9 protein-coding genes are annotated in these 14,378 nt (G+C 41.5%); 6 read left to right on the forward strand and 3 right to left on the reverse strand.

Annotation, left to right across the window (positions count from 1 at the left end; genetic code table 11):
* Window positions 1-468: 468 nt before the first annotated feature.
* On the reverse strand, window positions 469-1,575 hold the full coding sequence (locus RMY64_RS22655) for a precorrin-8X methylmutase (protein WP_322701170.1): 1,107 nt from the start codon (window positions 1,573-1,575) through the stop codon (window positions 469-471).
* 153 nt (window positions 1,576-1,728) lie between these two features.
* Here RMY64_RS22655 and RMY64_RS22660 point away from each other — a divergent pair, with 153 nt between their 5' ends.
* The 5 genes from RMY64_RS22660 to RMY64_RS22680 all read left to right on the forward strand — a co-directional run bounded on the left by RMY64_RS22660 (window position 1,729) and on the right by RMY64_RS22680 (window position 11,077).
* Window positions 1,729-3,792, forward strand: a complete 2,064-nt coding sequence (locus RMY64_RS22660; RefSeq protein ID WP_322701171.1) for a heavy metal translocating P-type ATPase — start codon at window positions 1,729-1,731, stop codon at window positions 3,790-3,792.
* Between the two features lie 376 nt (window positions 3,793-4,168).
* Window positions 4,169-5,029 carry a 16S rRNA (cytidine(1402)-2'-O)-methyltransferase gene (gene rsmI / locus RMY64_RS22665; RefSeq protein WP_322673641.1) on the forward strand — a complete coding sequence of 287 codons (861 nt, stop codon included), beginning with the start codon at window positions 4,169-4,171 and terminating at the stop codon, window positions 5,027-5,029.
* Window positions 5,030-5,527: 498 nt separating this feature from the next.
* Window positions 5,528-5,806, forward strand: a complete 279-nt coding sequence (locus RMY64_RS22670) for a GlsB/YeaQ/YmgE family stress response membrane protein (protein ID WP_322673642.1) — start codon at window positions 5,528-5,530, stop codon at window positions 5,804-5,806.
* A 59-nt stretch (window positions 5,807-5,865) separates the two neighbouring features.
* Complete coding sequence (locus RMY64_RS22675; RefSeq protein ID WP_322673643.1) at window positions 5,866-6,774, forward strand: hypothetical protein; 909 nt, start codon at window positions 5,866-5,868, stop codon at window positions 6,772-6,774.
* A gap of 679 nt (window positions 6,775-7,453) precedes the next feature.
* On the forward strand, window positions 7,454-11,077 hold the full coding sequence (locus RMY64_RS22680; RefSeq protein WP_322701172.1) for a response regulator: 3,624 nt from the start codon (window positions 7,454-7,456) through the stop codon (window positions 11,075-11,077).
* A gap of 69 nt (window positions 11,078-11,146) precedes the next feature.
* Here the strand turns inward: RMY64_RS22680 and RMY64_RS22685 are convergent, their stop codons facing one another.
* Both RMY64_RS22685 and RMY64_RS22690 read right to left on the reverse strand, forming a co-directional pair.
* Entirely contained in the window at window positions 11,147-11,821 is a 675-nt protein-coding gene (locus RMY64_RS22685) for a Uma2 family endonuclease (RefSeq protein ID WP_322701173.1), read from the reverse strand.
* 192 nt (window positions 11,822-12,013) lie between these two features.
* Window positions 12,014-13,030, reverse strand: a complete 1,017-nt coding sequence (locus RMY64_RS22690; protein ID WP_322673646.1) for a ribose-phosphate pyrophosphokinase — start codon at window positions 13,028-13,030, stop codon at window positions 12,014-12,016.
* A 728-nt stretch (window positions 13,031-13,758) separates the two neighbouring features.
* Between RMY64_RS22690 and RMY64_RS22695 the strand changes: the two genes are divergently transcribed.
* Window positions 13,759-13,887, forward strand: coding sequence for a hypothetical protein (locus tag RMY64_RS22695; protein WP_322673647.1), 129 nt, complete (start codon window positions 13,759-13,761; stop codon window positions 13,885-13,887).
* Window positions 13,888-14,378: the final 491 nt, after the last annotated feature.

The following is a 14,378-nucleotide window of genomic DNA, read 5'->3' on the forward strand; positions in this document are numbered from 1 at the left end:
TCGCCTACATTTGTGATGACCCGTAGCCAAAAATGGATAAAGTCGAGCTTAGAGGTTGTTTGAAAAGTGGTTGGCTGTGATTAAAATTACCCCCCTTAATCCCCCGATACATTGGGGGTAAACCAAAAATCCAGTTCCCTCCCCTTTACAAGGGGAGGGTTAGGGTGGGGTAAAAAATATTTAATACATCAATCATGACTTTTCAAACATCCTCTCATACACAAGTTGGTAGTTTATGACCGCGATTATGAATTATTGAATTACTAAAACTGGTAAAGTGTAGCAAATTCAATATTATTTAACAATATTATTTTTAGTAGTGCTGAGTCTGAGTTATGAGTGCTGAGTTATGAGTTATGAGTTATGAGTGCTGAGTTCTGTATGCTAAGTGTTGAGTGCTTTTTCATGCAAGGCTTTTGAAACTCGTTTCACTGAGACTGTCTTAAATGAATACTTATTGTTCAGCAATTATTTGAGATAACAATGACAATCTGGCTTATCAATCAGTGACTCCACCAAAGCATTTAGGGCAGTTGCAGCTAAAGCACCACCTCCCAAAGTGCCTTCAACTGTAATATAAGGTATCCCTTGTTGCATCAGTTGTCGCTTGGCTGCGGGAGCATGACTAAAGCCAATGGGCATTCCAATTACTAATGCAGGCTGAATTTTCTGGTTGGCGATTCCTTTACAAGCTTCCAAAAGTACTGAGGGGGCATAACCAACTACCAACACACAACCCTGACTTACTTGCTGCAATTTTGTTCGCCATTCTCGATGCTGCCAAAAGGCGAGTTCTGCTTCAGTGGCGGTGGTAATATGGGGGTTATCAATCAAGGTTTCGGTGCGGCATCCCAAGTGAAGTAATCGGGTTTGATCTAAAGCAGCAGCAACCGTTTGAGTATCGACAACAATTTCACAACTTGCAGATAAAGCTTCTCGACTAGCTGCGATCGCCTCTCGACTCAATTTCACAAAGGATACTAAACTGACATCGCCACAAGCCAAAACCAACTGAGAAATTAAATGCTGTTCAATTTCCGAACGGTGAGACAAATCAGGTAGTAAGCGTTGTAGCGATTCAGTAAAAGCTTCTGAATGGGTATGAATTTCAGCATCCAAGCCACTCCAGAGATTTTCCAATCCTCCCAATCCAGCTTGAGTTTCGACATCAAGTAACTTCAGTTGCGCCAAAACTTCCGCCTGGATAATTTGACAATGGCGATCGCGCCCCAATAATCCTTCTAATGCTGATGCAGTTTGTCGCAGTTGAGAAATTTGTTGCATCACCGCGCGATATTGCTGCTGAAGTTGTCCCATGAGGTTAACCGTTGTGTCGGCTTCTGGTTCCACTTCCAAAATATTGCGAATATGGTTTAGCTGAAACCCCTGCTGTTTGAGTGCGACAATCCGTTGCAACCGGAGAACATCTTTTTTGGTATAGAGACGGTAATTGCTTGGCGATCGCACTGGTTGCGGTAAAAGTCCCAATTGATGGTAATGGCGCACCATCCGCGGAGTTAAACCTCCACCAACCGCTTCCGTAAGTTCCTTAATAGTTAAGCAACCAGCATTCATAAATTTACTCCAAAACAACAAAGATAAAGATTTACTCTGCGTACCTCTGCGCTTCCCTCAGCGATCCTTTGCGTTTCAAAATCATTATCAAGCTTGACATTAACATCAATGTCAAGGTTTAGCGTGAGAGAGTCCTTATTAATATCACCTCTCATGCTCTACCCCCAACGTTTGGGCCAATTCACCAGAGAACACGCAGATACCGTAGCCGCCCTTTTGTGTGGATTCCTATTATTTCTCGGATGGTTCGCCTTGCATCTCGGTTGGTTGGGATTGGCGTTCCTGCTACTACCCGCCGCTTATATAATTGGCGGTTATGAAAGTGCGCGGGAAGGATTGACTACCCTCTTCAAAGAAAAAGAACTCGATGTAGATTTGCTGATGATTGTCGCCGCCATTGGTGCTGCTAGTCTTGGCTTATGGCGAAGAGAATATCATTTAATTATTGATGGGGCAATTTTGATTCTGATCTTTGCCATCAGTGGTGCATTAGAAGGCTATGCAATGCAGCGAACTGAGCGGAGTATCCGCAGTTTGATGAGTTTAACACCAGATACAGCAAGGGTTTTACTTCAGGGAAGAGAAGAAGAAATTCCGATCGGTCAGTTAAAGGTGGGTGATGAAATTGTTGTCAAACCTGGAGAGCTAATTCCTACTGATGGGATAATTTTATCTGGTTACAGTACCCTCAATCAAGCTGCAATTACAGGCGAGTCTTTACCTGTAGAGAAAACAGTGGGCGCAGAAGTATTTGCCGGCACGCTCAACGGCTATGGTGCATTGCAGATTAAGGTACACAAACCAGCCCAAAGCAGTTTAATCCAGCGTGTAATTCGTTTAGTAGAACAAGCAAAGACAGAAGCACCTCCTTCGCAAGAGTTTATCGATCGCTTTGAGAAAGGATATGCCAAAGTCATTGTAGTAGCTGGGATATTACTGGCAACTTTACCGCCATTTCTTTGGAGTTGGGATTGGGAAACAACAATTTATCGGGCGCTTACTTTCCTTGTGGTGGCTTCTCCCTGTGCGCTGATGGCTGCAATTATGCCCACACTGCTTTCGGGAATTGCCAATGGTGCAAGACAGGGGATTTTATTTAAAAATGGGGCACAGTTGGAGAAGATTGGCCAAGTCCGAGCGATCGCATTTGATAAAACTGGTACTCTGACAACAGGACAGTTGCAGGTATTCCAGGTAGTTTCAATTAGTAAATACACGCAACAAGATGTGTTAAAAGCTGCCGCTAGTGTGGAATCCTATTCAGAACATTCCATCGGTAAGGCAATTGTACAAGCGGCTGGTGAAACAGTTCGAGTCTTCTCTGCGAGACGCTCCGCGAACGCGGAGCGTTCCGTTGGCGCAGCCTCTCGAAGAGAAGGAAAGGCGGTTCCCGTCGAGTCGAAACTGTTGAACCCGAAGGGTGATTTAGATTTGGTTGATGCAATCCAAGTGCAAGCCATACCGGGACAAGGAATTGTGGGAATTGCTCAAGAACAACAAGTGATTGTGGGTAATGCTGTTTTTGTACAGCAGTATGTCACAAATTTCCCTGAAGAACTGCGAAAAATGGCTCAATCTTGGGAGCAAGAAGGTAAAACTGTGGTTTGGGTAGCGAAGAACCCCACCCCCAACCCCTCCCCGCAAGCGAGGAGGGGAGCAGAGGTGATGGGTGTAATTGCTCTTGCAGATGAAGTAAGAGCGGAAGCCGCCGCAACCATTACCCGCTTGAAGAAATTGGGAGTTGAACAAATTGTCATGTTAACCGGCGATAATCAGGAAACTGCTCACAGTGTCGCCAAAGCAGTAGGAATCGATCGGGTATATGCCCAACTTCTACCAGAAGATAAGCTGAATATTATCCGCCGTTTACAGCAACAATATCAAACTGTGGCAATGGTAGGCGATGGCATTAATGATGCACCAGCTTTAGCGCAAGCATCTGTGGGTATAGCAATGGGAGTATCCGGTAGTGATGTGGCATTAGAAACCGCAGATATCGTACTGATGGCAGACAGGTTAGAAAAAATTGCTGTAGCGATACATTTGGGCAGGCGATCGCAAGCCATAGTAAAACAAAATATAGTTGTAGCGTTGAGTTTCATTATGTTGCTTTTAGTCGGCAACTTTCTCGGAAATATTAACCTACCCATCGGCGTCATTGGCCATGAAGGTTCCACAGTATTAGTTACCCTCAGTGGACTAAGATTATTGAAATAAGATAGGACGCAATATAAGCCCAAAAGCCAGTTGTAGAGACGCGATTTATCGCGTCTTCAAAGACCAGAAATACCCAAAATCACTGAAATTGATGAATTATATCATGTCCGCTTGATTGCTTATTAAACCCGAAGAACCCCACCCCGCCAAAGCTGTGCTTTGTCTCCCCTCCCCGCAGGCGGGGAGGGGTTGGGGGTGGGGTTCTTTTATTATGGGTAATTTGGCGGACATGATATTAGAAACTCTCATCGGGTCAAAAAACAATATTTGAGTATGGAGTGTTACCAATACTCAATTCGTATTAGACGTAAATTATTATTTTGACTTCTTAACTCTTAACTCCTAACCCCTAACTCTTAACTCTTAACTCTTGCTCATGCAAACCGATCCAAAACCAGGAACACTTTACGTTGTCGGCACACCAATTGGCAACCTGGAAGATATTACCTTTCGGGCGGTACGAATTTTGCAAACTGTGGATATCATTGCTGCGGAAGACACGCGTCATACTGGTAAACTACTACAGCATTTTCAAGTTAAAACACCCCAAGTGAGTTACCACGAACACAATCGTACCAGCCGTATTCCAGAATTATTAGAGCATTTAGTTAATAATAAAGCGATCGCTCTGGTGAGCGATGCGGGGATGCCGGGTATTTCCGATCCTGGATATGAACTAGTGAAAGCCTGTATTGAAGCGGGAATTCCTGTAGTTCCCATTCCTGGCGCTAGTGCAGCAATTACCGCTTTGAGTGCAGCTGGATTACCAACAGATCGGTTTGTCTTTGAAGGCTTTCTCCCAGCGAAAACTCAACAGAGACAAGAACATTTAGAATCTCTGCAAACAGAATCTCGCACCTTGATTTTCTATGAATCGCCGCACCGTTTGCGAGATACTTTGCAAGACTTAGCTCTTGTTTGGGGAAGCGATCGCCAAATTGTGCTAGGACGGGAGTTAACTAAATTGTATGAAGAATTTTGGCGGGGGACAATTGCCGAAGCGATCGCTTACTACACTCAACGAGAACCCCAAGGTGAATATACATTAGTTGTAGCGGGAATTCCAGCCAGTCAGCCCCAACTGACAGAAGCAGAATTGATAGCCGAATTGAAACAGTTAATTAGTCAAGGAATATCGCGATCGCAAGCTAGCCGTCAGTTAGCAAAATTTACTTCCCTTCCCCGTCGCCAACTATATCAACTAGCTCTTTCTATAGTCTCCAGTCCTGAGCCTTGAACGGCTAATATCGCTTTTTTGAAAATTAAAAATCTAGATGTTAAATGTCTTTAAATGTCTATATTTATTTTTTCTTCCTTTTCTGTCCTTCTCTACGAAATACTACAGATTCTTGAAAAGTAACTTTTGCTTTCCGGTTGGGGTGCATGTTAAAGGGAAAGTAAAATTCCATACCGTTACCCTTTAACCCACTTCTGTAATAAGTCCTATGCTTACCCATACAGGGAAGCAAGCTACACTAGTGTCTCATATAGAATGCGGTTAGCTTCCTTATCTACATCTTGTATGATGTCAAATAGGATTACTATATAAATAGTTGAATGTACAGAATGTGACTAATTTGTATATTCATCCTCAAAGATGACTTGACGAATATTCAAATGATATCTAAAGATTTATGATATTAGTTCTTTAGATAGATCGGAAATTTTAGAAGCAAACTTTAATATGAAATAGTCAAATGCAAATAAAGCAGATTTTTAGTGAAGGAGAAATTCGATGACTAACATTATTGCTTGGTTGGTTTTGGGTTTAATCGCAGGTGCGTTAGCTAAGTTATTTTATCCTGGAACCCAAGGTGGCGGTATTATCTCTACAATTATATTAGGAATCCTTGGAGCCGTATTCGGTGGTTATTTGGGTCAAGTATTACTAGGAAGTGGTTCGGCAGCAGCTGCATCTGCCGGAGCTTTATCTCTAGGAAGTATTTTATTTGCTGTTATTGGTGCAATGATACTAATTTTCCTTTGGGGTTTACTGACTCGTCGCGCTGTGTAATTACCTCAAATTGAGGTAACAATCTTGGGAATCACTTCTAACTGCAATAAACCGATAAAATGACATTAGAGAAAGAGCGAAGAACTATAGGAGTTTTCGCTGGGTATTCCGATGCACAATTGGTACTTCAGGAACTAAAAGCTTCTAATTTTCCAATGGACAAAGTTTCTGTTATTGCACGGAATACAGAAGAAAGTGATATTGCTGGTGTTAGAATCATCGAAAACACTGGCAATACATCCTTAAAAGATGCTGCTGGAGCTGTTGCTAGTGATTATTTAGGAAATATTGCTGATTTATCAGTCGATCTAGTCCTCTTGGTAATTCCTGGTATAGGCCCAGTCATCTTAGCCGGAGCGGAAGTAACAGCGATCGCTACCACTTTAGCAGGTGGTTTATCCAGTTTGTTCCTAAGTTTAGGAATTACTGAAAAACAAGCACAGGGTTATAGCGATCTTGTCTGTAAAGGTTACTATTTGGTGATAGTAACCGGTATAGACATAGAACTTCGTCTTGCCAAGAGGATTTTTAATCGCCGCGATATTCAACAATGGGGAGTCTTTGAGCCATACTCGACCCCAAATAATCGCTACAAATATGCACTCGGTATTTTTTACCGACATCAAGATGCACAAGCAGCGGTTACTGAATTGAAAACCGCCGGCTTTCCAATGAGTCAGATATCAATAGTTGTTAAAAATACAAGCAATCTGGGTGATATTTCTGGGGTGAATATCAGCAGCTCCCAAGATAAATATACTACTTTAGGAATTTCTGATGAGCTAACTAAATATTATGAGCATCATCTGACTCTTGGCCATTACTTATTAGTACTAAAAGGCACTGATATCTATGTAGCAGGTGCAAGAGCTATTTTAGAGAGTAACAAAGTTCAACATTTTAGTATTTATAGTCAATCCGAGCTTGATGCAGCTAGAAGCGATCGCCAGGTGATTAATAACTTCTAGTTAAATATTAAGTTGATATCAACAGATTTTTCGACACGCCATGATTGTGCGTGCATGTTCCTAAAAATACTTTTGTACTATAAATTATATACTTCTATTGAAACCTTGACTTTGTTGTGGAATGGATGCTGCTGGCGATCGCTAAGGTTACGGTTTGCGTAGATTGATGTATAATGGCATAGATGTCATATGCAATTGCGAAATACACTATATCTAGTGTCTAGATAAATTACGTTTTAATTAATTGAATTTTACCGATTAGGCTGTTTAATTTTACTATCCAGTCTTTTTATTAATTTCAGAGTTATTGAACCATTACAATATAAATTTAAAGATATCATTTTTTAGCTAATGTTAAATTTAGAATCTAAGCAAAAATTTTTACCTATCCCCGGCAATATTAAATTAAAAATATAATCAAGTAATTGCTTCTTTTGAAAGAAGTTATACTATTGAATGGCTTCTTGTCAAAATCTTAGATAAAAATATTAGTATTTAGTTATATACTTATTTAAGTGCCTTACATTTGTAAAAAGTTAGGATACAAATGATAATAGTTGGGGTGCAAAAAATTAGGTATATCCTAGATAAACTAAATATCCCCCATTGATTTTGCACAGCCAAAACATAATCAAAATAGTCTCAAAAACAGAAATAATTTGAATACGTGCCTGGAGTAATGTTAAACCGTTTGAAGATTGGACCCAAGATTGGAGTGAGTTTTGCCTTGAGTTTGGCAACTCTGACCACCATTGGTTTCATCTCCTACCAAAGCACCAATGAGCTTATTCAAACTTCGCGCAAAGAAAGCCATACTTACCAGGTGTTAAGTCAGCTAGAAGACCTCAACTTGCAACTGACAAATGCTGAGACAGGCCAACGCGGTTACATTATTACTGGAGAACAGCGGTATTTAGAACCTTATAACGCTGCTATTCAAGTACTGAATCAAAAAGTTAAAGAACTTCAAAGGTTAACGGCAGATAACCCCAACCAACAAAATCGGCTTGATATTTTACAGCCACTACTAACCGAGAGAATGGCTGTAATGAAAGATGTCATAGAGCTACGGCAAAGCCAGGGCTTAGAAGCTTCTCAAAAAGCTGTTCTGACAGACCAGGGTAAACAACTGATGGATAATATCCAGAAAGTTATCCAGGCGATGAAAAATGAAGAGAATACACTGCTAAAACAGCGCTCTGAGAAGGCACAAGCAGCTGGTCAGCAAACGCTCGCCAGCATTTTCTATAGTATTCCCTTATTTTCTTTGCTCTTAGCTTTGATTGGATTCGCCTTGACCAGACATATCTCAGTACCGCTGAAGCGAGTTTCTGATTTGGCAGAAAAAATGGCGGATGGGGATTTATCGGTAAGTTTACCAGATAGCGATCGCCAAGATGAAATTGGTGTGTTGACGCGCACCTTTAACGAGATGATCGTTAATCTGCGAAATACAACTCAAAAAAATGAGGAGCAAAACTGGCTCAAATCTAACTTAGCTGAATTTACTCAGATGCTCCAAGGGCAGCGAAATCTGGAAAGCGTGTCTAGTCTGATATTGTCGAATTTAGCACCACTAGTTGGGGCATCACAGGGCGTTTTTTATCTGATGGACTCCATAAACGACCAGCCTGTGCTGAAGTTGCTGAGTGGTTATGCTTATAAAGAGCGAAAAAACCTAGCAAATCAGTTTCGTTTGGGTGAGGGATTAGTGGGACAATGCGCCCTAGAAAAACAAAGAATCCTCCTCACAGAAGTTCCCAGTGACTATATCCGCATCGCTTCCGGCTTGGGAGAAGCACCACCGTTAAATATTATTGTCTTGCCCATACTATTTGAGGGGCAGGTAAATGCTGTAATTGAACTTGCCTCTTTTGGGCCTTTTAACCAGTTGCACCTAACATTTTTAGAACAATTGAGTGAAAATCTGGGTGTATTTTTAAATAACATCGCTTCACAATTGCAAACACAGCAACTACTTGAAGAGTCTGTTGCTTTAACAGAAGAACTGCAAACCCAGCAAGAAGAACTACAGCAAAGCAATCAACGCTTGGAAGAACAGGCGCACGAGTTAGAAGAATCACAATTCCTTGTCAAGCAATCTAACGAAGAATTGCAACAACTAAATGAGGAGCTAGAAGAAAAAGCAGAATTGTTAGAAGTTCAAAATCGGGAAGTGGGCCGCAAGAACCAGGAAGTCGAGCGAGCGAGGAAGTCTTTGGAAGAAAAAGCTGCACAACTGGCTCTGTCTTCCAAATATAAGTCAGAATTTCTGGCGAATATGTCTCACGAATTGCGGACACCGTTAAATAGCCTATTAATTTTAGCAAGGCTGCTAGCAGATAACTCTCTTAACAACTTGACCGACAAACAGGTAGAGTACAGTCGGACTATTTACTCGGCTGGGACTGACTTGCTGGAATTGATCAATGACATTCTAGATTTGGCAAAAATTGAGTCCGGTACTATGTCGCTCGATATTGAGCAAATTGCTCTTGCAGATTTGGAAACATCTCTAGAGCAGACTTTCCGGCAAGTTGCCCATAATAAAGAAATCAGTTTTACTATTGAACGGGATGAGAAGTTACCCCCAACAATTTATAACGACTCCAAACGTCTGCAACAAGTCCTGAAAAATCTCCTCGCTAACGCCTTTAAATTTACAGAACAGGGAGGTGTAAAGTTACAAATATTTCAAGTTGATAATTCCACGATCGCTTTTGCCGTCAGCGACACCGGCATAGGCATTCCAGCCGAAAAGCAGAAGATTATTTTCGAGGCATTTCAGCAAGCAGATGGCACAACTAGCCGCAAGTACGGCGGAACTGGTTTGGGCTTATCCATTAGCCGGGAATTAGCTCAACTGTTGGGAGGGAGAATTGAACTACTCAGCCAGCCAGGACAGGGAAGCACCTTCACCCTTTACTTGCCCAAACAACAGGAAAAGCACGGTCAAAATATCACCACACCACCCCTTGAGCCAACCACCCCAAGCCGTACAGCATCGACCATAAAAGAACTGCCAATGGTGGAAAACAGACCCCCAACTGTAGACATCTCTCCATCAGCGAAAGTACTTCCCAGCTTACCCCACGAGATTCCAGATGACCGAGAAATAATTCAACCAGGCGATCGCATTTTGCTAATTATCGAAGATGACGATAAATTCGCCCGCATCTTACTAGATATGGCACGTCAGCAGGGTTTTAAAACTATTGTTGCTTTACAAAGCAAACAAGGTCTAGCACTGGCAGAACAGTTTAAACCTAATGTGATTATGCTAGATATCCACATGCCAGAGATGGATGGTTGGACGGTGCTGGATCGTCTCAAACATAAACCAGATACCAGACATATACCAGTACACATACTTTCTGTTGATGAAAGACAACAACGGGGATTACAGCTAGGAGCAATTACCTATCTCCAAAAACCCGTGTCTCCAGAAGCGCTAACTCAGGTATTGACTGATATTAAAGACTTTATTGAGCGTCAAGTAAGAAATCTCCTGATCGTAGAAGACGATCCCGTACAAGCTCAAAGTATTATCGAACTGATTGGTAACGGCGATGTCCAGAGTACAGCAGTAGGTACGGGGGCAGAAGCTCTCTCGATTTTGCGATCGCATCACTTTGATTGTATGGTACTCGATCTCGGTCTGCCCGATATGAGCGGGTTTGCCCTAATTGAGCAGATAAAACTTGAACCCAAGCTTTTGAAACTGCCGATAATTGTTTACACCGGCAAAGAACTCAGCCGACAAGAAGAAACCCAGCTGCGGGGACTAGCAGAAACAATTATTATTAAAAATGTGCGATCGCCAGAGCGGTTGTTAGACGAAACTGCCCTATTTTTGCATCGGGTGCAAGCAAATTTGCCCACACCAAAGCGGCAAATGTTAGAGCAACTACATCAAACTGACCCAGTGCTGGCTAATCGGAAAATTTTGATTGTAGATGATGACCTCAGAAATATTTTTGCCTTGACTAGCTTTTTAGAAAGCTATCAAATGCAAGTGCTATTTGCCGAAAATGGCAGAGATGGCATAGAGAGGCTGCAAGCTAATCCTGAGATTAATATAGTTTTGATGGATATCATGATGCCAGAAATGGATGGTTACGAAACCACCCGCGCCATCCGCCAACAACAACAGTTTCGCTCACTACCAATCATTGCTTTAACTGCCAAAGCTATGCCAGGTGACAAAGAAAAGTGCATTGAAGCTGGAGCCTCTGACTACATCACCAAACCTGTAGATACCGAGCAGTTGCTTTCACTACTTCGGGTTTGGCTATATCGTTAAGGAAGTAGAGAGTCTCTCGTTCCCATGCAGAGCAAATCCCCGTTACAAAACTTGATTACGAATTACGAATTATTTTAACTTTTGCATAAATTCCTGCTGTTCAGTGGCAGCTAAACCTGCTTGCAGGACAGATAACACCGTTGCCATTTCTCCTGACAACAAGGCAGGTACTGCTAACCACAACCCCGGAAACACTTGAGAGCGAATAATTCCCTGGTCATCAATTGGTAGCGAAACATACTCGTCCGCTTGCAGCCTAAACCAATCTAATTGATTATCTAATGTTCGCCAGACAATATACTCCTGTACTCCATTGCGTCGATAGGTGCGTTTTTTGTCATGTAAATCAATGGCTGCACTGCTTGCTGCTACTTCTATCACCAGTTCGGGTGCGCCTTGGATATAATCATCTTCACTAATCGATGCCTGTCTGCCGGGAATGAATAGTACCGCGTCAGGCTGTGGTTCATTATCTGGATCTAAACGCACTGTGGGTTCAATTCCCAAAATAACGCCAGGGGTTGCAGTTTTATAGTTCCATAACCACCCGATCAAGTCTCCATGTGGTTCGCCATGACTTTTAATTCTCAGTGGCGATGCCGTGATATACACAACTCCCTCAACCAGTTCAGCTTTTCTTAAATGTGGCATTGCCTGATAGCGCCGCTCAAATTCGTAGCGAGATAAGCGATCGCCATTTTCCAAAGGTAAAACTGAAATGACTTTTTTAGGAGTTGTAACCATTCCTTTGTCCTCTTTACCCAAATTGTTCAAACTGAATCAAAGTATTCTAATTTGACACTGCTGCATTTATTTTACTCCACACATGAAAAAGCTCCTTTCGACTGAAACAGGAGCGTAATAACTAAAAGCCCACACTGACCCCCCAAACGGGTACAGTGTGGGTAATTTATGCCTATAACACTAATGGCAATCTTAGCGAAACATACTACTAACTGAAGTATCTTCATGAATTCGCCAGATAGTTTCTCCCAACAGATTAGCTACTGACAACACCACAAGTTGTGGAAAACGATTGTTTTCTGGTATGGGAATAGTATTGGTGACAATGACTTCCTCAAACAAGCCACTAGACAACCGCTCCATCGCTGGTGGAGAGAATACTGCATGAGTTGCACAGGCATATACCTGACGCGCTCCTTCTTCACGCAGTAATCGCGCTCCTTCTGCGATCGTTCCCCCAGTGTCGATCATGTCATCTACTAACACTGCCGTTTTGCCTTTAACATCGCCGATGATATTTAACACTTCAGCAACATTATGTGCCTGACGACGTTTGTCAATAATTGCCAGTGGAGCATCATCCAGTTTTTTGGCAAATGCTCTGGCACGCGCTACACCGCCAACATCGGGGGAAACAACCACAAGATCGGGCAGTTCTTTGCTTGCTAGATAATCCAGCAATACTGGCGAACCGTAAACATGGTCAAAGGGGATATCGAAATAGCCTTGAATTTGAGCCGAGTGTAAATCCATTGCTAGAACGCGGTTGGCACCTGCTTCCACGATCAAGTTAGCAACCAGTTTAGCGGTTATTGACTCTCGTCCTGCCGTTTTGCGATCGGCACGAGCATAACCATAGTAGGGAATTACTGCCGTTACCTGTCGCGCAGAAGCTCGACGACAGGCGTCAACCATAATCAATAATTCCATCAAATGATCGTTGACGGGTTGACAACATGGCTGGATTAAATAAACATCACAACCTCGAATCGATTCTTGGATTTGAACGTAAAGTTCTCCATCCGCAAATCTTTTGCGAATCATTGGCCCCAAGTCCATACCCAGATAACGAGCGACTTCTTGAGACAGTTGTAAATTGGCAGAGCCAGAAAACAGCCGCAGGCGATGATTATCGTTCAGTCCTGTTGCAGATGGTTGCACTTTGAAAGTTGCAGAACTGAGCACAGCAGATCCTCTATGTGCATTCATAGTAATATTATCATTAGAGATTTAATAGATTTAACCAAGAAATAGCCTAAAAAAACATCTGTAAGTTTTATTGAAGCTTCCATACAAAATTTAAACATTTTTCCATGAAATTATTATTCGCTACTTATCTAGTCTTCTTGGCAAACAAGCTATTCATAGCTTAACTGACATCAAGTCGATGCACTAGGTCTATAGTTCAATTTTTTGGTTGAGGTAAATAAGCCTAATTGCTTAAACATTATTGGTGTGCTAAGTTCTTCTAATTACCTCATTGATAGCTGACAGTAAAGCATTGACAACTTTAGTTGATATTAAAAAGTTTGTTCTCACACAGTATAGCACTTGTAACTAAGTAGTCAAAGAGTAGCTTATTACTCTATGACCTACGCATTGACAAAAGTGACAGTTATTATAAAGCCTAAAAAAAGCTGGCAGTGGACAAAATTTATCCACGCACTAGCAAGTTTTTAGATAAAGATTAAATAAAGATGTTTTTTTGATACTTAATCTTACTTAACACAAGTAATTTAATCTAAGTAATTTATTGTAAATATTTTTACTTAAAAGATTTTAGTTGAATATAGAAAAATTGTTGAATATCATTGATATTGAATTTGTTTGCGAACATCCTGTCAAGTAGAAGCGACGAATCACATCTGAACTAGTTAGTGACCGTATTATTGCTGAGATAAAATTAGGACTTTTGGGTATGCCTGATTTTTGAGTGGTTGCGATCGCTCTACTTGGGTGCAGCGAGAACTGCCTCTGCCCAGCGATTCAAACGAATCGTAATTTTGGATGTTGGGGCGATCGCCGAGCGAATAAATTCGGTAAATAGCCCAATGGCAGAATTTTGAGAACTTTGCAGATGAAAAATTTTAAAATTTTTTGATGCAGTAGCCCAAATCTGGGATCGAAGAGAAACGCCATCTAGCTTAAATAAGAATTGACAAAATCAAGATTTGTAGTGCTAAATAAATCATTATTGAGTGAGATATAGCGATTACCAGTTACGTGAGGTATAGATAATATTTTGAAACGCAAAGGGACGCAAAGTAAAGCGCAGAAGTACTCAGAGATTTGTACCTCAGCAGACTAGGAAACGCTATAACACTATTCTTTATAAAGACGATCGCTAGCTATTTTATTGTGCAGAAGCTTGGCTTACACAAGCACAGTTAGCCGATTGCAATTTTTATTTTTCCACAGGATTGATTGAAAAAGAGATGAGTGATTTGTATAACTTCGATTCTCAAGTTAATTTTGAATATTTCAAAATTTATCGTTTTCTCAGGCAGAGAAATTGAATTGAGGAGTTATGCAGTAGGAAACAACCTTGCTCTGGTAG

The sequence above is a fragment of the Nostoc sp. DedQUE08 genome (assembly GCF_034530895.1).
Lineage (GTDB): Bacteria > Cyanobacteriota > Cyanobacteriia > Cyanobacteriales > Nostocaceae > Nostoc.

What these genes read in the sequence shown, in the direction of transcription:
- RMY64_RS22655 (WP_322701170.1), bottom strand. Translation starts at nt 1,575, where the DNA reads ATGAATGCTGGTTGCTTAACTATTAAGGAACTTACGGAAGCGGTTGGT.
- RMY64_RS22660 (WP_322701171.1), top strand. Translation starts at nt 1,729, where the DNA reads ATGCTCTACCCCCAACGTTTGGGCCAATTCACCAGAGAACACGCAGAT.
- rsmI (WP_322673641.1), top strand. Translation starts at nt 4,169, where the DNA reads ATGCAAACCGATCCAAAACCAGGAACACTTTACGTTGTCGGCACACCA.
- RMY64_RS22670 (WP_322673642.1), top strand. Translation starts at nt 5,528, where the DNA reads ATGACTAACATTATTGCTTGGTTGGTTTTGGGTTTAATCGCAGGTGCG.
- RMY64_RS22675 (WP_322673643.1), top strand. Translation starts at nt 5,866, where the DNA reads ATGACATTAGAGAAAGAGCGAAGAACTATAGGAGTTTTCGCTGGGTAT.
- RMY64_RS22680 (WP_322701172.1), top strand. Translation starts at nt 7,454, where the DNA reads ATGTTAAACCGTTTGAAGATTGGACCCAAGATTGGAGTGAGTTTTGCC.
- RMY64_RS22685 (WP_322701173.1), bottom strand. Translation starts at nt 11,821, where the DNA reads ATGGTTACAACTCCTAAAAAAGTCATTTCAGTTTTACCTTTGGAAAAT.
- RMY64_RS22690 (WP_322673646.1), bottom strand. Translation starts at nt 13,030, where the DNA reads ATGAATGCACATAGAGGATCTGCTGTGCTCAGTTCTGCAACTTTCAAA.